Source organism: Legionella longbeachae, from assembly GCF_004283175.1.
Lineage (GTDB): Bacteria > Pseudomonadota > Gammaproteobacteria > Legionellales > Legionellaceae > Legionella > Legionella longbeachae.
The window spans coordinates 79,962-99,624 of sequence record NZ_RXNW01000014.1; the positions used below are offsets into that span (position 1 = coordinate 79,962).

Here is a 19,663-nt window from a genome sequence, read left to right on the forward strand (position 1 = left end):
ATTCCCAAGTATCCATTTATTAATGGGAAGTGAGTTTGATTCTATAGAAAATGAACTTTTTACGCGATTTGAATCCAAATCCTTTTGGTTCATGCTCGATTTGGGATTAGTGAGATGTTATGTGTTACAACTGGTTGCGAATAAGAGGTATCTGTAATGCAGCTGCAATTAATTCTGCTCGATTATGGCAATGAAGTTTATTCTTGGCGGCATTAAGATGATCTTCAACTGTTCTTGGCGATAAATTCAATTTTTGACCAATTTGTTTTATGGTTAACCCTTTTACCAAATGATAGAGGCAATCAATTTGTTTCGCAGTAAGTTGATTGTTTAAGTTTCGAATTGGTAATGGTACATTTTCAATAGTGCTTGGTGTCATAAATGGAATGGTCTCTTGTAAAGCAGTAAGCAATGAAATATCACTATCAATTTGAAAGGAGATTCCTACAATGCCTATGAGCTTTCCATCTCGCGAGCGTAACGGTGCTTTACGACTTAGGTAGTAGAGTGGGCCTGTATCGAGTTGGACTGGCTCTATGAATGTTTTCACTTTGTTTTGTTCGATAATCTGTGCATCATTTCTCATAAGTAAGGGACCTTGTTCCCTCCACATCAAGTCGGTGTCTATTTTACCTTTGACATCATCTATTTGCATCTTAATAGCAGAGGACATGTTATGGTTGCAGTCCAAATAGAGTCCTTTTTTATCTTTTACATATACATTTGCTAATGTAGTATCCAGAATGTCATCAACTTTAGTGGTTACAGCATCATCTGTACACAAAAATCGGGCAAGATTGCGAGTTATCATACTACCTCGACAATAAAGAGTAGCTTTTTATTATAAAGCAATGATTAAATTGTGTACATAAACTTGCTGCTATTAAAGCAAACTTACTCGCGATTTCTCAAAATTATTGACGATCATGGACAATGTACTTCCTAAGCTCCACATACAGCTAAGGCAGATAAATGAAAATGCTATTTGAGTGATGGACATATTACCGAAATAAAATATCTGCACGAACACTGAAAAACAGGTTAATACCACGCCAAATAAAGAGATGTGCAAAAGCCCTAGGCGCTCAATTGGTTTGCCTACAAAAAAAGCTAATAAAATAACGTATATTGGAATAGCCACTAAAATGGCATCAGATTTATGCGTGATAAGGGCCAAATTTACCGTGACGAAGTCTAGGCAACGCCCTAGAAACAATAAGAAAATTCCCATAAAAACATACCATTTAATTTGATATTCATTCATGTGGCCAGTTTTTAAATTTGTTACAGCATTTTTATTATTTTGCAATTAATTCATAATTATTGATACCGTATTAATCACGGTGTGTGTCTGTTTTGCAACTAGAAGTCTTTGGAAGAGATGGTTAGCTGGCGAATTGTTCAATTGAGCCAAGTAGCATTTTTTAATACGTACAGCATGACTTCAAGAGGTTGATTATTTTGTTTTCGTGCTGGAATTTTTTCCTGTTTTAGTAAATGAAAGTTATTTTGCTTAGCTAACTGAGCTATATAATCAGGATGATGGCTAAAACGAGCGCTTGTTTCGAGGTGCCAATGAGTAGAAGTGCTTATTTCTGCAGTAAAAATAAAATAACCTTGGCGTTTTAGGTGTAAATGAATGGAATGAAATAAGGCCTCAAGTTCTCCGAAATAGGGAAGGACGTCAGCAGCCACAATCAAATCATAAAAATTTTTGTTTTGCAAAAGAAATTGATTTATTTCTGACTCGAATAAATTATCATAAATTTCTTTTTCCTTAGCCTGAGCCAACATTTTTGCTGCAATATCGACCCCTACTAAATATTTGCTCACTTCGCGGAGCACAATGCCAGTTAACCCCGTTCCGCATCCGAGGTCCAGGGTATGAATATTGATTGGTAATTCCAGCTGGTGGATTGTACGTGCAATATGTTGAGGCACCGAGTAATGAAGGGCGCCTTTCATATGTTGATCGTAATACAGTGCGTAATTATTAAATAAGTTATGAGCATATTCAGGGGTAGTTTGTGCATGTCTATCCCCTTTTATGGCATGGAGCATATGAGCGCTGATTGTATCTTTAGGATTAATCTCTAAAGCGCGTTCCAAATATTCTTGTGCCTTTTCTTTCTGGTCCATTTTAATATAAATTGCGGCCAAATTATTTAATGTGGAAGTATGCTTGCTTTCTAACCGCGTAATATGCTCAAAATGAAGAATTGCTTCATTCAAATGTCCTAATGCCATTTGAGCCACACCTGAATTGTATAAATATTCAAGGTTATCAGGATCTTTTTGTAGTAAAACATCATAATGCATGAGAGCATTTTCAAAACGGTCGTGATGCATGAATGTTGCAGCCAGATTATTACGCGCTTCGGTATTGTCGTTGTCTAGAGCCAATGCTCTCGTGAAAAAATCAACTGCTAATTGATTTTGATGCCTTTTTAATGCAATTACGCCTAAATTCGAAAGGGCTTCTATTTGTTTATCATCCTGTTTCAAAACATTTTGAAAAGCATTTTCAGCTTCAAAAAGATCATTTTTTTCTAAATGCAAGACACCTAAATAGAAAAGAGATTCTGTGTGTAACGGATTTAAAGAGATCACATTATTGAATTGAGTTTTTGCTGCTTCTAATTGATTGTTTTGGAGTAATAATAAACCTAAATTAAAGTGTGCAGCACTAAAATCGGGTTCAGCATGAACTGCTTTGGTATAATGGAATAATGCTTTTGAATAATTATTTTGCATAGCATAAACCGTTGCAAGATTGTTCTGTGCTTGTGCATACTCTGGATCAAGTTGTATTGCACGCTGATAATATTCAATAGCCTTATCCAGTAGATGTGTTTTTTTATAGGCATTAGCTAAATTGTTAAGCAAACTGACATCATTGGGACTGATTGAAAGGGCTTGTAATAAGTATAGAATCGCATTATCCATATCCCCTAATTGAGCGTAAATAAGCCCTAAAAAATGCAAGCTATTCAAATGTCCGGGTTCTTTGGTCAATATTTGCTCATAAATGCTAATGGCTTGTGGGAGTTGGCCTTCATATTGGAATTTGTATGCTTGCGCAAAAAGTGCTTCTATATTCATATATGTTCACGCCCCATTCTTCGAAAAGTTGTATGCGCACATCTTGTATGAAAATAGCCATTGGATCTTTTGTTGATTTCAATCTGCAATATTTTCACGAATCTGAGCTTAATCAACCTTTCATCAAAATTCAAATATAACTGCTGAACCGATACGTGTTCATTATAAGTTTTGAATATAGTTACGCAGTTGTTTTAAAGCTTGTGCACGATGACTGATATTATTTTTAAGTTTAGCAGGTAATTGAGCCATCGTGCATTGATATTCAGGGAGATAAAATATTGGGTCATAGCCAAAACCCCCTTCACCCGCTGGATTATCATGAATAAATCCTTTACAAATTCCAGTTGTGATGATTGGTGTGGGATCTTTTGCATGTTGGACTAAAGCAATCGCACAATAAAACCATGCTTCTCGATGTTCACTGGTCAGATGACTCATGTTTTCTAATAAAAGATTGATGTTTTCAACATCGGTTGCATGGCTGCCGGCATAACGCGCAGAATAAATACCTGGATCTCCATTTAAAGCAGGTACTACTAAACCTGAATCATCTGCTAAAGCAGGTTCGTTTGCATACAAACTCGCATGACGAGCTTTGATTAGCGCATTTTCTATGAAGCTTAAGCCATTTTCTACAGCATCTGAAATCCCCAAAGTGGCCTGAGGAATGCATTCAATAGGGGTTAATAAAGTATTTAACTCTTTAATTTTACCAGCGTTACTGGTTGCAAGAACAATTTTTTTCATTATTTTTCGCCGTTAAAGTATCAAGACATAGCTGAAAATAAAAGGAGGATTTTGAAGCGCTAAGGTTCGTGCAACTTTACACCTCCGAGCTATTTTTATCAGTTAAAAGTCAATTTTAACGTGCCAAAATGAAAATATAAATTAAATTTCCAAGAATTATTGATGGAGATGGAACGGTTAGGGATGTCTTATTATTTCCTTCAGGATTGATTTTTTTAAATGTGCTATATTTACTTTTTTTGAACACAATTATGATCAAAAATTAATCTATGTTAATGGCTTTATTGTATCTTATAGACTAAGATATTGATTTTATTAAGGAGCATGATGATGCCTCTTACACATCTGTTATTAGCTCTCTTAGTCGTTTTAATTTGGGGTGTAAATTTTCTTTTTGTTTCCTTTAGCCTTGAAGAAATTTCACCATTGCTGTTGTGTGCCTTGCGTTTTTTATTGTCGAGTGTACCTGCTATATTTTTTGTCAAATTACCTAGTTCTTCTTTTAAAATTATTGCCTTGTATGGTTTTATAATGTTTGCTTTACAATTTGCATTTCTGTTTATTGGGATGAATGCAGGGATGCCAGCAGGTATGGCGTCTTTACTCATGCAAACTCAGGTTTTTTTCAGTATGTTTTTTGCGATAATTTTTTTAGGTGAACAACCGAATATAGCGCAAATTATAGGCGCATTGGTTGCTTTTACTGGCATTGGTTTGGTAGCCATGCATTTTGATAGTGATATCTCTGTAGTCGGATTTCTTTGTATTATTGCCGCTGCAGCAACATGGGGGTTTGGTAATTTCATTACTAAAAAAATTAAAGGGAACGGTAATTATATGATGGCTATTATCGCATGGGGTAGTTTTATTGCTTGCATCCCGATGTTTCTTCTCTCTTGGGTATTTGAAGGGCCCTCCAGTTTCCTCTATACCTACGAAAATTTGAGTTGGCGAGGAACAGTTTCATTGTTTTATATCGTCTTTGCTTCAACATGGATAGGTTATGGGGTATGGAATTGGTTAATTGCCCGATATCCAGTAGGAGTGGTTGCACCTTTTACTTTGTTGGTCCCTATTGTTGCGATTGTAAGTTCTGTTGTGGTACTGGGTGAGCCATTTCAACTTTGGAAGTTAGCTGCCGGATTGTTGGTTATTGGTGGTTTGTGCATCAGTATACTTGGATCTCGTTTAATAGTCCCTAAGCAGCAATCTGGAATAGCGTGATTCAAATCAACCTATTCGCTCTTTTAGGGCAAAAATGAGATATGATATGACTTTATTGCAATAATTTGGTTATTCATCGTGATAGAATTGAAAACCGTGGCGTTGTGTGCGGATGATTTTGGTTTGAATTCTGAGGTTTCAGAAGGGATCTTAAAATTAGTTCACAAAAAACGCCTATCAGCAGTAAGTTGTATGACCAATATGCCTGATTTTGTTGCTTATGGTCAACATTTACTATCTTTAAAGAATCAGGTTAAGATTGGTTTGCATTTTAATCTCACCGAAGGCAATTTAATTGCTCATCCGCTAAGGAAATGTTTGCGCCTTAGTGAGTTATTGATTAAATCACATATGCACTCATTGAAATTATCTTTTATTGCCCAAGAGTTTTTAGCACAACTGGAGCAATTTACGAAAACGATGCAGCGGTTACCTGACTTTATTGATGGCCATCAACATGTACATCAATTTCCTGTTATCAGGAACGTTATTTTAGATCTTTATGAGCAACGGTTAAAAAACAATGGGATCGCCATTCGTTCCGTATGGCCATCAATTAATTTGCCTCAATATCAATTAAAAGCAAAAGTGCTCCGCTTAACTGGGGGTAAAGCTTTAGCTCAGCAATTAATCAATTTCAATATACCACATAATCGTTATTTTTCAGGTATTTATGATTTTTCAGAGCATGTAGATTATCGGAGTTTATTCAGGAAATGGCTGTGTTCCGCAAAAGAAGATACGTTAATTATGTGTCATCCAGGAGAAGGAGTTAATTCCGCAGACGTTATCGCTCCGGCCCGTTGCAAGGAGTTGAATTATTTTTTAAGCGATGAGTTTTTAAACGATTGTCATGAATATCATGTGCGTCTTGCCCACCAATATCAAGAAGATTAGCTTCCACTTTTTTTATATATTATTATCTTGGGTGTGCTATCTGGATTAATAAAAGGAGAAGTCCTTGAATGATATTTTTTGGATCTCATGCGGAGCGATTATTGGAGCGAACTTACGTTATTTAGTGAATCGCTTTTCTATTAAATATTTATCAGCAGATATCCCCTATGGAACTTTTCTCGTTAATATTACAGGCAGTTTCATTCTTGGTTTTTTTCTTGTTTGGACTTTAGAGCGTGTAGAAGTTGATCCCAGATGGAGATCATTTGTTGCTGTTGGCTTTTGTGGTGCTTATACAACGTTTTCGAGTTTCAGTTATGAAACGTATCGACTTATAGAGCAAAGTGATTATGCTCTTGCTGCGCTAAATTTTATTTGCAATAATCTTTTTTCTCTACTTGCAGTAATTGCGGGCATAGTGCTCGCTCGGGCAATTTGATATGAACCATGTAAAAATTTCTGTCTACATTAATGAAAGGGATAAATGGCAGCATCGCCCCTTACATCTTGAATTATTAAATATGCTTGATGAAAATGGAATTGCAGGTGGAACGGTATTGCGTGGGGTAGCTGGATTTACGTTTAAGGCTCCTATTGTATCTACATCGTTAGTTGATATTGGAAGCAAGCTCCCTTTAGTAGTGCATTTCGTAGATTCAATCGAAAAAGCAGAATTGGTATTACCTAAAATCAAAGAAATGGCTAAAGGTCGACTTATTACTCGTGAAATTGTTGAAGTGATTAGTGGTGCACATTTTGATATAAAAGAGTAGATAGCACCGATTTTGCAAACGTCCTTGCTTCATTCACATAAGGCTGTATTTGACAGATTTATGCTTAAATCGAGGGTAACACGCCACTCAACATTACCTTAACGACATGCCCAAGTACGTGAAATAATAAAGCTATAAATAGAAACAAATCCCAAAACCAGGATTAAAGCAAATAGATAATTAAGTGTGGTATACTCTAAAAGTAAAAAGAAAAGTAGTTCATTTATGACTCCTGCAGAAGCCGCGACTAGAAAAAAATGAGGTAAACTTAATCTTTTCTCATCATGTAACTGGGAAAAGGTGAAATATTTATGTCCTAAATAACTGACATTAAATGCTATTAAAAAGGCAAATATATTGGCAATTAGTGCTGGTAGGTACAAGAAATTAACCAAAATAAATACGGCAGAAAGATGAACTAATGCAGCTGTTCCACCAACTCCCAAAAAATAAATTAGCCTAAGCCCCAAACTAAGAGATATTGTCGTCAAAACTTGATTCCTCATCAATAATATAGTGAGGCCTGTGTTTGACCTCGTCAAAGACGCGCCCTATATATTCACCTACCACACCTAAAGCAAAAAGTTGCAAACCACCAAAGAAACTAATAGTAGTAACAATAGTTGCCCATCCCGGTGTTTCCTTACCGAAAATTAAGGTGCTGAGTATAATCCAGATGCCATAAAGTATTGCGATTGTGGCAACGCTAATCCCACCTATAGCAATCATACGCAGGGGAAATGCAGTAAATGAGGTAATTCCGGTAATCGCTAAATCCAGCAGAGAATAGAAGTTCCATTGCGAGTTACCTGTTTTACGTGGTTGCACTTCAAAAGGAATCGCGATTTGCTTAAACCCAACCCAACTGTATAAACCTTTCATAAAGCGATTGCGCTCAGGTAGTTTTTGCAACGCATTAACTATTTTTCGATCAAGAAGTCTAAAGTCGCCAGCATTTGCAGGAATATTAATTCGGTTGATTCGTGAAGTAAATTGGTAAAATGCTTTGGCGCAAGTTCTCTTTATCCATGACTCGTTTGTGCGATTTTGGCGAACAGCATACACCATATCATAACCATCTTCCCATTTTGCAATGAACTGACTTAAAAGTTCAAGGGGATGTTGGAAATCGGCATCGAGCAAAATAACAGCATCTCCTTGTGCATGGTCAAGGCCTGCACTTATGGCATTTTCTTTACCAAAATTACGGCTAAAACGAATACAGCGTAAAACAAAATGAGATCTTAACTGCTGAATAATTGCTGGGGTGTTGTCTTTACTCCCATCGTCTACAAGAAGTATTTCATAAGCATAATTTAAGTTTTTCAGGGTTTCAGCCAGGGCAGTAATAAACTCAGCAATTCCTGCTTCTTCATTAAAAACTGGAACTACACAGGAAATACGTTTTGTATAATCTCTTGATTTTGCCATGTTCGGTTTAAGGAACAACTACTGTGAAAAGTATCTATATTAACCTGAATCAAGTGTTCTCGTAAGTGGATTTAAGTTTTTTTTCATCCTTAATGAATTTAAATGATGGAAACTGATACTATAGCGCCAATTTTGATTTCAGTTTTGTGGAAATCGTATGAAGTATGTTGATTTTGATATAGTGTTGCGTGATCAAAAGGGTGGATTATTTCTAACTGAAGAAGTTGCTAAATTTTTATTTAAGCAAAAAGAAGGGATAAAGTTTCTTCATTCAAAAAAATCATCAAAATTTAGCCCATTCCATTCCCCAAAATTTTCATTCAGTCATAATCTAATTTTATCAGGTAAAAATCAGTGGCACATCATTGATAACTCAACTAAAGCTAAAGGAGGATTTGGCTCCGTTAATGGCTCAAAACATAAAATCATCGTTACTTACGATCCCAATAAAAAACATTATCAAGCACAAGTTATTCCCGTTAACGATGTAGTTAAAATACAAAAAGCAAATGAAATTCTTCCGTATGAACAGCTTTGGCAAAGAACTATAAAAGAAGCAATGAAACAAAAGAATCATGGCGTAAAAGTAATTGCGATTGTCGGTACTGGAGACAAAGTTATTACTGTTGTTGAAGATTGCGGTACCAGTCTTGATAACTTGTTGCCTTTTAACCCCAGCAATAAATATTCATTTCTCCATCGATTGGAAGTTGCAGCTCGAATTGCGAGCGAGATGCTATTATTGCAACAGAAGGGAGTAGTGCATCGCGATCTCAAGCCAGCAAATATTTGTTATAAAAATCTCGGAAAAAATCACTTTCTTATAATTTTTATAGATTTTGGTTTGGCTGAAGATGTAGATTCGCAAAATAATTTTAAATCTTCTGGAACACCCTGTTATATGGCCCCGGAAGTTCTCATGCATGAAGGAAGCACTTATCAATCCGATATGTATGCTTTAGCAGCAATACTGGGTGAGATATTTGGTGCTACACATATCATGAAATATAAAGATTCAGCCAGGACTCAAGTAGAATTAGCCCATGCCCCGTTTTGTTTTGATGGCATATTCACTGGTTACGACGTTTCTGAGGTAGATCCTTTTCTTTTGAAGGATATTAAAAATCTATTGCTGCGTTTACAGAGTACTAAACCAGGAGATCGCCCAACTATTAATCAAGTCAATAAATTTCTTATAACCCTCCCAGCCAGATTGGATGCATATAAGATTTTTAATGATCAATGGGGCGTGTTAGTGAGGCGTTTTGATGAGTTTGAGATTTATCATAAGTACCTGAATTTATTGAATAAAAAACATAATTTAACTAAGTTTATGGATAATCTCTTCAGTGAAACAAACTTACGGAGCGATGTCTTTAATCGAAGAATACTCTTAAAAAGAATGGCCATTTATAAGGAAATTGCCAAATTTACTTTGCCTGCCTCCCATTATGATTTATCTGCACGTTTAATTAAAGAAAATCGTGGCGTGGATATTAATGATGTAGATCGCCCTTATCCCAATCTGGAAAAAGTGCTTTACTTGTTAGAACAAGAGAATTTAAAAATTAAAAACGCGCTGGGCAGTTTTCATTCTTATACCAAAGAAATTTACGATGGAAAAACGTTAACAAAAAAATTTACCAATACGAACAGTACTGGAATGAGAAAAATTGCTAGAATTTTAAGTGAATCCAATTCACCTTTAGAAAAATTACAACAATTGCAACAATTAGGACAAGAAAAAACAGAAAAAGGATTATTTTATTTTTTTAGCCACTCCAGGATTATTGGAAAAGGCCGACATGAAAATATAGAGAAGCTTTACCAAAAACTTGCCAATATTGATCCCGAAAAAGAACAAGAAGAATATCTGGCAAAAACGCAACTCGAAGAAATTACCCAGTTTATTCAGAAGACTCATTCTTTTACTTATTAGGGGTTGTTGGCAATACACTTTATTCATTAATTTTTTATATCCCCAATGTTTTTTATTTCCTTTGAAATGACTTATATCCGTATGGATTACGTTTTTCACCATGAGCTCTTTTTTCAAAGTGCTGATAATCTTGAAGATCATGCCAATCACCCGCCCAATCCCATCCGTGCTTTATAAATTCCTGATATACTAAACTTTCTTTAGTGATTTTTCCTGGGGCAGGTTGGGTGCGTTCTGCATAAAGTGCGCCTTGAGGGGGGATAATTGTTTTGCCTTTTATATAAGGATTAATCAATGGATTAATATCAATTGCCCGCCCATAACTGTGTTGGGAATATTCCCCAGGGCGATCGGTGACTGGTCGGCAATTAAATGCAGAAGTGTTATTCGCCCTCATCGAAGCATTATCATCTCCTTGAAATACATCCATGAGTTGCATGCTTTGGATAGGGAATTTATGATTAAATAGAGCTTCAAAAATCGCAACCACTTCATAAGCTAACTCTTTGTTTACAATTAAAGAACCCATATGCTTTTTATTATCAAAACCTCAATAAGAAAGTCGGATATAGGCTAAGTCCTTCATTGTGACTGGGCAACCTGGCCTCCAAGTAAATTGGCGCATTTGGCGTTGAATCTTTTTGGGAATAGGACGAATACTGCTTGTAAATGAAGTATTTTTTTCTGTTTTAGCAAAAACCCATGATGATAGAAAAAAAATCAATAAAAAATAGATGAATCTCATAAGGTTCATATTTGTGAATTATTTTTACAATAATTATATGCTGTTCCATTTATTTGGGCTACAGCACATTGAGTAGAGTAATATGGAGTTATATTATCATATTGAACTTTAAAAGATTTAATTGTGTTAAATTTGCAACAAATGTATCCTAAGTGAGATTTAAATATTGGAGAGTGAAACGCCATTGTGGGAAGTCTATGTAGAAGTGGCAATAGATTTTGATAAAAGAGCAAAACAAATAACCAACAAAGCAAAAAAAATGCTGTCAAAATATCCTCATCGTTTTGGTGATGAAATTTTAAGCTTTGCAGTGCAGTCAATACTGAAAAAGAATAACATTGATGCTTATAAAGAACTCTCAGAATCAGAATGGAAAAAAATACTCAATGAAAAATAACTGTTTAATGAGATTCTTGCTTATTATTTTGCCGTGCTTGATGAACAAATTTTTAGACAGACAAATTGGCTTAAATCAAATGATGTTTCAACAGAAAAGAATGATGTAGAGCTACGTCGAAATTTTGTGCGTCGGTTGGATGCAATTCGAAGTAAAAAATTCACAGGTGATACGGTTGAGGAGGCAATTCAATTTAAGTGCAAACAAACCAAAGAATTAAGCGATGTCTTTTTACATACGAATATGGAGCACTTAAAAGATCAGCATTTTCTAAATATCATGGAAGTGATAAGCAGCATATTAAAATTATTTTTCATGAGCATTTTTTCCCCACTTTATTTCGATCCTGTAATTTCAAATAAATGCGATATGGGAAATTCATTAAGTACTTTGTGGTCTGGGAAATCATTAAATAATGTTCATATGGAACATCTAAAAGCCAAATCAGAACAATTGGAACACGCTTGTAATAAAGTGAGAGCGTTTTTAGCAATGACGCAGGATGGTGGGTATGATGAAGAATACCAAATGGGGTTTTAGGGGTAATCTTGGTTTTTCACTATCGACGTTTTGCACTGATCTTTTAAATATTGGCGACGCGTATTAGAATGTATTTCTTTTACAAAGTTAAGGGACTAGATGAGGGTGAGAAGCAATGTACTTATGGTGTTTTTAGGATTAATCGTTATTGTAGGTTGGTCTAAAAGTGCATGTGCCCTCGAACGCGATTTTCAAAATTGGCTTAATCTTACAACAATTGGTAAGTTTTATAGTGACGATAAGGTATTTAGTCACTTACGATATTGGCTGGAAGGACAACAACGTTTAGGTGCAAATTCAAGTCGTTATTCTCAAATTTTATTGCGGCCAGGACTTGGTTATGCCTTAACGCAAAATACAAGTATATGGCTCGGATATGCCTGGATTTATACAGGACCTCCGAATTCTTCAAGCCCATTTGAAGAAAATCGAATTTGGCAGCAACTCTTATGGGTTAAAACCTATCCCTATTTGACGCTTACAAGCAGAACGCGTACGGAGCAACGTTTTCTAGAAAATAATCCCAAAACTGCTTATCGAATCCGAGAACTTGTAAAGGTTTTTGCCCCGATTAAAAATAATGGCCGATTAGCATTTGTCACCAGCGACGAGATTTTTTTTCATAAAAATAATTTTGTAGGTACCAATAGTCAAGGTTTTGATCAAAATCGGTTTTTTATTGGTTTAGGTTATGAAGTGAATTCCTTTACAATTGCTGAAATGGGTTATATGAATCAATACATTCGACGTTTCGGAGTACCTGATTTCCTTGCGAATATCCTTGGCATAAATGTTTATCTAAGTTTATAAGTGAGACAAGGGTATGCATTAAAATCCAATGTTCAATGAGAAAAGATAATAATCGTCCAAATAATAATTGCATTAATGATTGCAATCAGAATAGCAGCCGAACCCATGTCTTTTGCTCTTTTAGTCAGAGGATTCCAGGCAAGATCAATTCGGTTCAACGTCGTTTCTATTGCGGAGTTTAAAAGTTCAGCAATTAAAATAATGAAGAGCGTACCGATTAATAAAGCGCGTTCAATGGCAGTGCTCCCTAAAAAAAATGCGCACGGTAACGCAATGGTAGCAGCCAGTAATTCAAGGCGAAAAGCAAATTCATTTTGAAAGGCTGCTTTTAATCCACATAGAGAATAGGCGGTGGCTTCTTGTATTTTCGAAATTGCTTTGATTATGAATTTTATCATTTAAGTCTGGAATTCTTATACACTTTTTGTTTTTCGAGATTACTATAAACCTGTGTCCAATTTCTACAAGATTTTACTTTATACTATCTATGTTACAATTATTGATTGTTTGTTATGGAGAAATATTGTGCAAGAATTTTTATCAATAAGCCTGCTCATCATGTTGGCGGCAATTTCTCCTGGTCCTGATTTTGCTCTTGTGGCAAAGAATGCTTTGTTTTACTCCAGAAAAGCAGGAATTTATACCGCCCTTGGTATTTCTACCAGCCTGTTAATTCATGCAAGTTACTGTATTTTGGGCTTAGCAATTGTTATTGCGCAATCACTTCTTGCTTTTAGTATTATCAAATACTTAGGCGCTGCGTATTTGATATATATTGGCATTAAGGGCTTATTAGCAAAACGAGAAATGATGAAACTGGATTCGGGGCACGCAGTCCATGGGATTACGAATTCGCAAGCATTTAATCAAGGATTTTTTTGTAATCTTTTAAATCCTAAAGCGATCATGTTTTTATTGGCATTTTTTACTTTAGTAGTAAAACCAGGACATTCTATTCTAAGTGAGCTCGCGTATGGAATTGAAATTGCATTAATTCATATGATTTGGTTTTCCAGTCTTTCTTATATGCTGACGCATCAATATATCAAAGCAAATTTAAATCGTATGCAATTTTACATTGTAAAAATCATGGGTGGGGTGTTGGTGGCATTTGGGGTTAGAATTGCAAGTTTGAGTCATGCTGCGGTGCTTTTGCGGTGATATCAGATAATATTAGCGATACTCCCTATTTTCCACATAGGTTTCGTTTTCGATTTTTACCCATTAAACAATGTAATTCCTAAAATTTTTTCAGCATTCAATCATTTTTTATTAATCGTATGCAGGTGAGAGGAAACAATGATAGGCATACTTGTCTATCTTGCTCCTCAAAATTTCTTTATTTACTCCCAAAAAAATTGGGTGATTATACAAGTAGTTTATTGGCTTGCTTATCATTTATATGGTCTTTATGTTCCTCTATTTTTATTTGAAGTTGCACTTTTAACTGTTTTTGAGATGTCAAAATTTCTGGTGATGCTGTAGGCTTTTTTGTATTTTCTAAACGTAAGCTGATGTTAGGAGTAACTAGCCGTTGTCCTGTTGTGTTGTCTTGACGATCAGCGTGCTTTTTTACCTTTTCACCCGAACGTATTTCACAAAACCCATGATGATTTGTTTCATAAGACACAGTTGGTAAATTAAGATTTAATTCTTTTTGTGCATCGTTTATAAATTCAAGTAATAGTTTTTTTCCCTGTTGAAAAAATGGGGTCATATCTCTATATTTTATTGTCTCTGATGGACCAAAAAAAGTGCTATTCAACTTTTGAGTGGTTAATCGAGCAAGAAAATCATTACAATAAATGCTCGGCTCTTCTAAGCCTTCTTTTAAATCCTTGAGGTTATAACTATGCCCCTCTTCATGTACTAATTCAAAAAGCAAAAACTCCAGGCAATCCTGCATCGTTTTATTAGGCAGTTGTTCTACACGTGAAAAAATATAATTTGCAATTCGTTCTTGTTCTTTGAGATTATCTTGTGGGTTTTGATTTTTTTCCGCAATACTTTTAATTCGAAATAGTTCCATATCCCAAGCATGCTTTAAATCGTGGAGTGCAAACTCATGAACAGTATGCTTATATCCATCGGCAAATAGAAATGGAAAATCAATTAATCCCATAACATGAATAGGAGCTACTCTTGTTTTAACAAAAAATGCTATATCTAAAGGCGCAAAGGAAGGAATAATGAATACATCTATAGGAGAGTCGCTATTTACTAAGTCATCTTTAACCAATTGGGTATATTGCCGTTGAAAATATCCAGGTAAGTTCATTGACGTGTTAATATGATATGTATCATGAGGTTTGTTTTCTTGTTGTAATTTCGCTTTTGTATACGCTTTATCCCATGTAATTAAGTCATCTACTTTTTCTGTTAAAGACTTTGGGTTTGTTAATATCGCATCGAGTTTATTAATATCTTCTGATGAGGTATTCCCATTTTCTTTATACTGATTAGAGAGATCTTTATAAAATTTATAACGATTTATTTTTTCAGAAAGATCTGCGTATTTTAAGGCACATTCTATTGTATCTGCATAGGGGAATTTTACGATACGATGCTTGTTTTCATTGATATTGACACTTTGAACTCTTTTTCCTTTTCTAAGTTTATCTACGGTTGTTAAGATTTCTTTTATTTCTGCGGATACTTCGGGGCCAAGTTCTTCCAAATTTTTTAGAATATAAAACTTATTTTGTTTATCTAAATGACTATGAATAGTTTTAAATGCCTCTTCTACCAGAGGATTTCCTACGGGAAATTGGTTATGAGGAAAACCATCAAATATAAATTTGGTTTTTATTGTGATTAATTCTTTATAAAATGAAGTTGGATTATTTTTCCAGTCATCAATTGAAGATACCATCATTAAGTGATCCCATTATCGGATAATTTGTTGTTCTTATATTTAACCATCAAGATTATTTTATTGCCAATTTGATTTTTTTATAAATGATATTAGAAAAATTGATATTTTATTCTAAAGATATTTTTCTGGTTTCGCTTTTTATTATGTCAAAATGGCGCATGCGCACTAAATTTTATTTTAATTGATAAAGAAAATACTTAACTTTTTGTGTTCATTAACAAATAATAGATAAGGTTTGTTAACAGGGAATGATAAATGCACTATCAAATGGAAAAACCTCATCTTCAATTAGCGATTATGTCGCGATGGTATGTAACGTCCCGGGCATTACATGCAGTGGCTCAGTTAGGGGTTGCGAATTATTTATTATCTGGACCTAAAACCATTGATGAACTTGCAAAAGCAACGGAAAGTAAACCTGAATTATTGGATAGAGTATTAAAGTATCTCTGTTGTTATGATTTGTTTCATTACAAGGATGATCTTTATTCTCTAACTGAGTTATCCAAGGTACTTTGCGATGACAATCCGCATTCCATCCGTGATGTATTGTGCATGGTTGATGACAGTTGGTGGCAAGCTTTTTCTCAATTGGGGACAAGTCTTAAAACAGGAAAGCCGGCATTTGAAATCCAACACGGCGATAATTTTTTCCATTACCTGAGTAAAAATCCTGAGAAACAAGCTAATTTTGATAGAGGAATGGCTAAACTTTCAACTTATGATGATGCATCAATTGCGGATGTATTTAATTTTTCTGCTTTTTCGACTCTAATTGATATGGGAGGAGGGCGTGGTGGTTTAGTGAAAGCGATCAGTAACAAACATCCTCATGTTAGGGTTACTCTATTTGATACACCATCTGTTATTGGCCAGCTCAATCCTGCAGATTTTTCCAATAATATCAGCCTCCAAGAAGGGGACTTTTTTGCGATGATACCGAGCGCAGATGCTTATATTTTTAAAGGTGTTTTACATGATTTTAATGATAGGATAATGAATCAAATATTAACAAATTGTGCACAACAAATACCAAGGCACGCAACCTTATTTATTGCGGAACAAGTCATGCCTGATGACAATCAACCTCATCCCAATAAAACAATGGATATCGTTATGATGGTATTGTTGGGGGGGCGTCAGCGGACTTTGGGCGAATGGCAAAAATCAATTGAACCAGCAGGTTTTACGTATAAAAACAGTTACGAAACAAACAGTTTGTTTACGTTGATGGAGTTTAAGCTCAAGGAACCTCAATAACGAGGCGTGATTGCCTGAACGGTTAATCCCTTATAAAGCAAGATTAGGTATTTTTTAAAAGAATCCGATATAAAAAATTTCTTACTTTTTATATCGGACTCACTCTCATTAAATAAAGAATGAGCTCGTCTATAAATTAAATATTTATAGTCTGTGGTCTTGCTTCTTTTTGAATATAATTATCTTTTTTGGGATTACGGTAGTTTTTTATTAGTTTTAAAAATGCAGGCATAATAAGTATCTTCAAGAGTGCTAGGGCAATAATCATAATTGATATATCTCTAAGTAATTTATAATTTCATCCACCTGATCAAATATAATACTACAAAAATATTAAGGCTATATTAAGCAAACGTTACCTAAAATAATTTTTCGTATTCGGGTTGTTATTGTTCTGAACAAAATCGATTAAGGGTATTTTGTAAAAGTGTTGTTACTGAATCTAAAAGAGCAGATTCTTCAGGTAAAAAAATAGTTCTTAATATTGGGGGCTGCACACAATAAAATACCCTTATTTTTAAAACCACCTTATTATCGATTATCAATTCTTTTTCCAGCTGGTAGGGTAACTTTTTTGCATTAGGCTCCGAACTAAAATTACCCCAGTTACTTTCTATTGTTGCAACCATATACTCTGGAAATTGAAATGCTTTAGGCAGTGCATTAACGACGCCTCTTAGTAATTCTTCTTTACTCGATTTACCTAAAGCAATTAAATTTGAAATGGTGTATAGACATCTAAGTTCTTTAACACGCTCGCCTAAATCATGCATTAATTTTTTTCGTTCCTTTTCAAGTACCTTACGAAAAGTAATATTTCTAACTACTTGTACCCATGAGTTAGGAAATAAATCAGAATTTATAGGCGATAAACTACATTCTAACCAAACTCCCTTTTCCGTCTCAAACTCTACGGTATATTTATTTCTCGATGTAGAAAGTTTGCAACAAACAGGACAATCTTTTGGGTCTATAGATTTATTATGAAAAAGCAGGTGAGATGATGATCCTACTAATTCTTCAGCTTTTTTATGAGCAGATTTCTCTGCAGCATTGTTCGCTTGGAGGATAATACCTTCCGATTGTACCGTAAAAGCAGGATCAGGGATATTGTTATAAGTAGTAGCTGTGCGTATAAGCGCTGCAAAAGGCCGACGTACAGATTCCACTACCAAAGCAATATAGATAAACCAGAATGAAAATATCCTTAGCAAATGACCGATTAAAAATGCCGCATCTTCGGAGTTTTTATAATAGGACAACATGAATAATGACACAATCAATGCTAGGATGCATAAGGACATATAATATAATGTTTCTTTTGTCATCATCATTTTTTCGTGCCAAAGCAGCATCAAAGCTGTTATAAATATAATGATAACGCCCCATTCGCAATAAGCTTGAAACCATGTGGGACCAAAATATTCAATATAAACTGTAGGAAAATGACCTGAAAATATGACTGTAAAAAATAATAAAATGATGAATAAGAAGCAAAGATTAATAATCCAAATTTTTACAGTGTGTCTAAAAAAATAGAGCGCCAGAAGAAAGGTAATCGCTTGAATAAAACGTGCAGATATCCAAAACTGAGTACTTAGATTATTGCCTCCATGAGGTAACAAATTCATCCCTTTGTAAGCTAAAATATGGCCTACATCCAAGACAGAGGTCCAACCTGCCGCAAGAGCAATTAAAATCACGAATTGATTTTTTATGAATTGGGTGGTTGTGGACGCCAGGAGCATTGCAGTCAGTCCAATAAATACAGTAACCAACTCAACAAGCGTATGGAAAAGAAGTAAATTTGTTTGGTATCTAATTAAAATACAAACCAAAGATAAAAAAATAGGTGGCAGGAAAACTCGCCACAGAGGTGGTTTCTCCGGGATATAAGTAGTATAGGCTCCCCTCATAATATCCATGAAATCTCTCTATTGTATCCCGGTTTAAAACATATGTAAGTCGAAACAGAATATAGGTTAACAGCAACGACAGTTAATTTCTCAATTTTATCTTTAATTCTTTCACGGTATTTATTATGCCAAGGTTTTCTTCAATATATAACACGCCATGTGGTTTTGCTTCCTAAATATTAAAGTAACCATTTTTTAAATCTGTTTCAAAATCATCTGGCCAATTAGTTCGGTATAATCCATATCTTTTTTTTATAGAATTTTTTTCTATAGTTATCCAAACTTGTGTGCCAACTATTTGGTTTGGATCGTAACTTGAGCCATTCTGTATTGTGATTTTAAACTCATTAGCAGAAAGTCCGTTCCGATATAAAATGCTTTGAAAATCTTCTTTTATTAAATCCTCTCCGCTAAACATTATTTATTCCTTAAATGAGTACTTGAAATAATTATAGTATCTCTACACCAATTGAGCGTTACTAAAAATTTTTCGATCAAGAGATTTTTTAAAGTTCATTAAATTGAGTAATCCAATATTTTTGCGACGAACTTGCATTTTTAGGAACGGGAGCCACTACAATGGTCTGTACTAAAGAGGGCTGAAATGGACCAGAGGCAGTTGCCCATTGATAGGTTATTTTAAATTTCCAGGTATTTTTGCTTTGTGCTTCTTTTTTTATTGTATAAGAAGTAATCCATGGACTGGAAACACCAGAAACCCAATACGGCCATCGATCCTTATATTTGTTTTTTAATGGATTAGAAAACAACATAAATTGTACAGCACCATTGCGATCTTTATTGGCTTTTGCAAATAAAGTTGCAACTTCATCTACTTTTTGGGGGGCTAATGCCTTTTCCAACATGGCAATTCGTGCTATGTCTGATTCTGATTGAGGTACGGTCCCAGTAGTACTATATGCAGAAATAGAAAATAAAATAATGCAACAGCTCAAGATGACGCATGATTTTGACATTTTCATGTTTTTCTCTGAGTTTTAAAA

The 19,663-nt window shown here is 34.8% G+C and carries 21 protein-coding genes; 10 read left to right on the plus strand and 11 right to left on the minus strand.

The window, feature by feature from the left end:
* Positions 1–124: 124 nt before the first annotated feature.
* The 3 genes from EKG34_RS14195 to rdgB form a co-directional block, all read right to left on the minus strand.
* On the minus strand, positions 125–811 hold the full coding sequence (locus EKG34_RS14195) for a helix-turn-helix transcriptional regulator (protein WP_003634678.1): 687 nt from the start codon (positions 809–811) through the stop codon (positions 125–127).
* Between the two features lie 590 nt (positions 812–1,401).
* Positions 1,402–3,102 (minus strand): tetratricopeptide repeat protein, encoded by a 1,701-nt coding sequence (locus EKG34_RS14200; protein WP_003634682.1) that lies wholly within the window; start codon positions 3,100–3,102, stop codon positions 1,402–1,404.
* A gap of 162 nt (positions 3,103–3,264) precedes the next feature.
* Positions 3,265–3,852: an RdgB/HAM1 family non-canonical purine NTP pyrophosphatase gene (rdgB, locus tag EKG34_RS14205; protein ID WP_003634685.1), complete on the minus strand. Its 588-nt coding sequence runs from the start codon at positions 3,850–3,852 to the stop codon at positions 3,265–3,267.
* A 330-nt stretch (positions 3,853–4,182) separates the two neighbouring features.
* On the opposite strand from rdgB, the gene EKG34_RS14210 reads away from it, so the two are divergent.
* The 4 genes from EKG34_RS14210 (at position 4,183) to EKG34_RS14225 (ending at position 6,746) form a co-directional block, all read left to right on the plus strand.
* Complete coding sequence (locus tag EKG34_RS14210) at positions 4,183–5,076, plus strand: EamA family transporter (RefSeq protein ID WP_012979471.1); 894 nt, start codon at positions 4,183–4,185, stop codon at positions 5,074–5,076.
* A 78-nt stretch (positions 5,077–5,154) separates the two neighbouring features.
* Positions 5,155–5,973 carry a ChbG/HpnK family deacetylase gene (locus EKG34_RS14215; RefSeq protein ID WP_012979470.1) on the plus strand — a complete coding sequence of 273 codons (819 nt, stop codon included), beginning with the start codon at positions 5,155–5,157 and terminating at the stop codon, positions 5,971–5,973.
* Positions 5,974–6,037: 64 nt separating this feature from the next.
* The gene (gene crcB, locus EKG34_RS14220) at positions 6,038–6,412 is read left to right on the plus strand and encodes a fluoride efflux transporter CrcB (RefSeq protein WP_003634692.1); all 375 of its coding nucleotides are present in this window, start codon (positions 6,038–6,040) and stop codon (positions 6,410–6,412) included.
* A 1-nt stretch (position 6,413) separates the two neighbouring features.
* Positions 6,414–6,746, plus strand: a complete 333-nt coding sequence (locus tag EKG34_RS14225; protein WP_003634694.1) for a DUF190 domain-containing protein — start codon at positions 6,414–6,416, stop codon at positions 6,744–6,746.
* A 98-nt stretch (positions 6,747–6,844) separates the two neighbouring features.
* Here EKG34_RS14225 and EKG34_RS14230 read toward each other — a convergent pair whose 3' ends face one another.
* Both EKG34_RS14230 and EKG34_RS14235 read right to left on the minus strand, forming a co-directional pair.
* The gene (locus EKG34_RS14230) at positions 6,845–7,252 is read right to left on the minus strand and encodes a GtrA family protein (RefSeq protein WP_012979469.1); all 408 of its coding nucleotides are present in this window, start codon (positions 7,250–7,252) and stop codon (positions 6,845–6,847) included.
* Positions 7,218–8,177, minus strand: coding sequence for a glycosyltransferase family 2 protein (locus tag EKG34_RS14235; RefSeq protein WP_003634698.1), 960 nt, complete (start codon positions 8,175–8,177; stop codon positions 7,218–7,220). Before EKG34_RS14235 ends, EKG34_RS14230 begins: the two co-directional genes overlap by 35 nt.
* A gap of 157 nt (positions 8,178–8,334) precedes the next feature.
* Between EKG34_RS14235 and EKG34_RS14240 the strand changes: the two genes are divergently transcribed.
* Positions 8,335–10,116 (plus strand): protein kinase domain-containing protein, encoded by a 1,782-nt coding sequence (locus EKG34_RS14240; protein WP_003634699.1) that lies wholly within the window; start codon positions 8,335–8,337, stop codon positions 10,114–10,116.
* A gap of 52 nt (positions 10,117–10,168) precedes the next feature.
* Here EKG34_RS14240 and EKG34_RS14245 read toward each other — a convergent pair whose 3' ends face one another.
* The gene (locus EKG34_RS14245; RefSeq protein WP_003634701.1) at positions 10,169–10,645 is read right to left on the minus strand and encodes a M15 family metallopeptidase; all 477 of its coding nucleotides are present in this window, start codon (positions 10,643–10,645) and stop codon (positions 10,169–10,171) included.
* Between the two features lie 400 nt (positions 10,646–11,045).
* Between EKG34_RS14245 and EKG34_RS14250 the strand changes: the two genes are divergently transcribed.
* The 3 genes from EKG34_RS14250 to EKG34_RS14260 all read left to right on the plus strand — a co-directional run bounded on the left by EKG34_RS14250 (position 11,046) and on the right by EKG34_RS14260 (position 12,608).
* The gene (locus tag EKG34_RS14250; protein ID WP_105223251.1) at positions 11,046–11,258 is read left to right on the plus strand and encodes a hypothetical protein; all 213 of its coding nucleotides are present in this window, start codon (positions 11,046–11,048) and stop codon (positions 11,256–11,258) included.
* Between the two features lie 33 nt (positions 11,259–11,291).
* Entirely contained in the window at positions 11,292–11,798 is a 507-nt protein-coding gene (locus EKG34_RS14255) for a hypothetical protein (protein ID WP_003634708.1), read from the plus strand.
* 99 nt (positions 11,799–11,897) lie between these two features.
* Positions 11,898–12,608: a DUF2490 domain-containing protein gene (locus EKG34_RS14260; protein ID WP_012979468.1), complete on the plus strand. Its 711-nt coding sequence runs from the start codon at positions 11,898–11,900 to the stop codon at positions 12,606–12,608.
* A 32-nt stretch (positions 12,609–12,640) separates the two neighbouring features.
* Here EKG34_RS14260 and EKG34_RS14265 read toward each other — a convergent pair whose 3' ends face one another.
* Entirely contained in the window at positions 12,641–13,006 is a 366-nt protein-coding gene (locus EKG34_RS14265) for a diacylglycerol kinase (RefSeq protein ID WP_003634712.1), read from the minus strand.
* A gap of 127 nt (positions 13,007–13,133) precedes the next feature.
* On the opposite strand from EKG34_RS14265, the gene EKG34_RS14270 reads away from it, so the two are divergent.
* The gene (locus tag EKG34_RS14270; protein WP_003634715.1) at positions 13,134–13,769 is read left to right on the plus strand and encodes a LysE family transporter; all 636 of its coding nucleotides are present in this window, start codon (positions 13,134–13,136) and stop codon (positions 13,767–13,769) included.
* A 205-nt stretch (positions 13,770–13,974) separates the two neighbouring features.
* Here EKG34_RS14270 and EKG34_RS14275 read toward each other — a convergent pair whose 3' ends face one another.
* Positions 13,975–15,483, minus strand: a complete 1,509-nt coding sequence (locus EKG34_RS14275) for a hypothetical protein (RefSeq protein ID WP_012979467.1) — start codon at positions 15,481–15,483, stop codon at positions 13,975–13,977.
* Between the two features lie 255 nt (positions 15,484–15,738).
* Between EKG34_RS14275 and EKG34_RS14280 the strand changes: the two genes are divergently transcribed.
* Positions 15,739–16,743: a methyltransferase gene (locus EKG34_RS14280; protein WP_003634719.1), complete on the plus strand. Its 1,005-nt coding sequence runs from the start codon at positions 15,739–15,741 to the stop codon at positions 16,741–16,743.
* 386 nt (positions 16,744–17,129) lie between these two features.
* Here EKG34_RS14280 and EKG34_RS14285 read toward each other — a convergent pair whose 3' ends face one another.
* The 3 genes from EKG34_RS14285 to EKG34_RS14295 all read right to left on the minus strand — a co-directional run bounded on the left by EKG34_RS14285 (position 17,130) and on the right by EKG34_RS14295 (position 19,642).
* Positions 17,130–18,668 carry an MASE3 domain-containing protein gene (locus EKG34_RS14285; protein ID WP_003634722.1) on the minus strand — a complete coding sequence of 513 codons (1,539 nt, stop codon included), beginning with the start codon at positions 18,666–18,668 and terminating at the stop codon, positions 17,130–17,132.
* 163 nt (positions 18,669–18,831) lie between these two features.
* Positions 18,832–19,077, minus strand: coding sequence for a hypothetical protein (locus EKG34_RS14290; RefSeq protein WP_003634725.1), 246 nt, complete (start codon positions 19,075–19,077; stop codon positions 18,832–18,834).
* Positions 19,078–19,165: 88 nt separating this feature from the next.
* Positions 19,166–19,642: a hypothetical protein gene (locus EKG34_RS14295; RefSeq protein ID WP_012979466.1), complete on the minus strand. Its 477-nt coding sequence runs from the start codon at positions 19,640–19,642 to the stop codon at positions 19,166–19,168.
* Positions 19,643–19,663: the final 21 nt, after the last annotated feature.

What these genes read in the sequence shown, in the direction of transcription:
- EKG34_RS14195 (WP_003634678.1), bottom strand. Translation starts at nt 811, where the DNA reads ATGATAACTCGCAATCTTGCCCGATTTTTGTGTACAGATGATGCTGTA.
- EKG34_RS14200 (WP_003634682.1), bottom strand. Translation starts at nt 3,102, where the DNA reads ATGAATATAGAAGCACTTTTTGCGCAAGCATACAAATTCCAATATGAA.
- rdgB (WP_003634685.1), bottom strand. Translation starts at nt 3,852, where the DNA reads ATGAAAAAAATTGTTCTTGCAACCAGTAACGCTGGTAAAATTAAAGAG.
- EKG34_RS14210 (WP_012979471.1), top strand. Translation starts at nt 4,183, where the DNA reads ATGCCTCTTACACATCTGTTATTAGCTCTCTTAGTCGTTTTAATTTGG.
- EKG34_RS14225 (WP_003634694.1), top strand. Translation starts at nt 6,414, where the DNA reads ATGAACCATGTAAAAATTTCTGTCTACATTAATGAAAGGGATAAATGG.
- EKG34_RS14230 (WP_012979469.1), bottom strand. Translation starts at nt 7,252, where the DNA reads ATGAGGAATCAAGTTTTGACGACAATATCTCTTAGTTTGGGGCTTAGG.
- EKG34_RS14235 (WP_003634698.1), bottom strand. Translation starts at nt 8,177, where the DNA reads ATGGCAAAATCAAGAGATTATACAAAACGTATTTCCTGTGTAGTTCCA.
- EKG34_RS14240 (WP_003634699.1), top strand. Translation starts at nt 8,335, where the DNA reads ATGAAGTATGTTGATTTTGATATAGTGTTGCGTGATCAAAAGGGTGGA.
- EKG34_RS14245 (WP_003634701.1), bottom strand. Translation starts at nt 10,645, where the DNA reads ATGGGTTCTTTAATTGTAAACAAAGAGTTAGCTTATGAAGTGGTTGCG.
- EKG34_RS14260 (WP_012979468.1), top strand. Translation starts at nt 11,898, where the DNA reads ATGAGGGTGAGAAGCAATGTACTTATGGTGTTTTTAGGATTAATCGTT.
- EKG34_RS14265 (WP_003634712.1), bottom strand. Translation starts at nt 13,006, where the DNA reads ATGATAAAATTCATAATCAAAGCAATTTCGAAAATACAAGAAGCCACC.
- EKG34_RS14275 (WP_012979467.1), bottom strand. Translation starts at nt 15,483, where the DNA reads ATGATGGTATCTTCAATTGATGACTGGAAAAATAATCCAACTTCATTT.
- EKG34_RS14280 (WP_003634719.1), top strand. Translation starts at nt 15,739, where the DNA reads ATGCACTATCAAATGGAAAAACCTCATCTTCAATTAGCGATTATGTCG.
- EKG34_RS14285 (WP_003634722.1), bottom strand. Translation starts at nt 18,668, where the DNA reads ATGGATATTATGAGGGGAGCCTATACTACTTATATCCCGGAGAAACCA.
- EKG34_RS14290 (WP_003634725.1), bottom strand. Translation starts at nt 19,077, where the DNA reads ATGTTTAGCGGAGAGGATTTAATAAAAGAAGATTTTCAAAGCATTTTA.
- EKG34_RS14295 (WP_012979466.1), bottom strand. Translation starts at nt 19,642, where the DNA reads ATGAAAATGTCAAAATCATGCGTCATCTTGAGCTGTTGCATTATTTTA.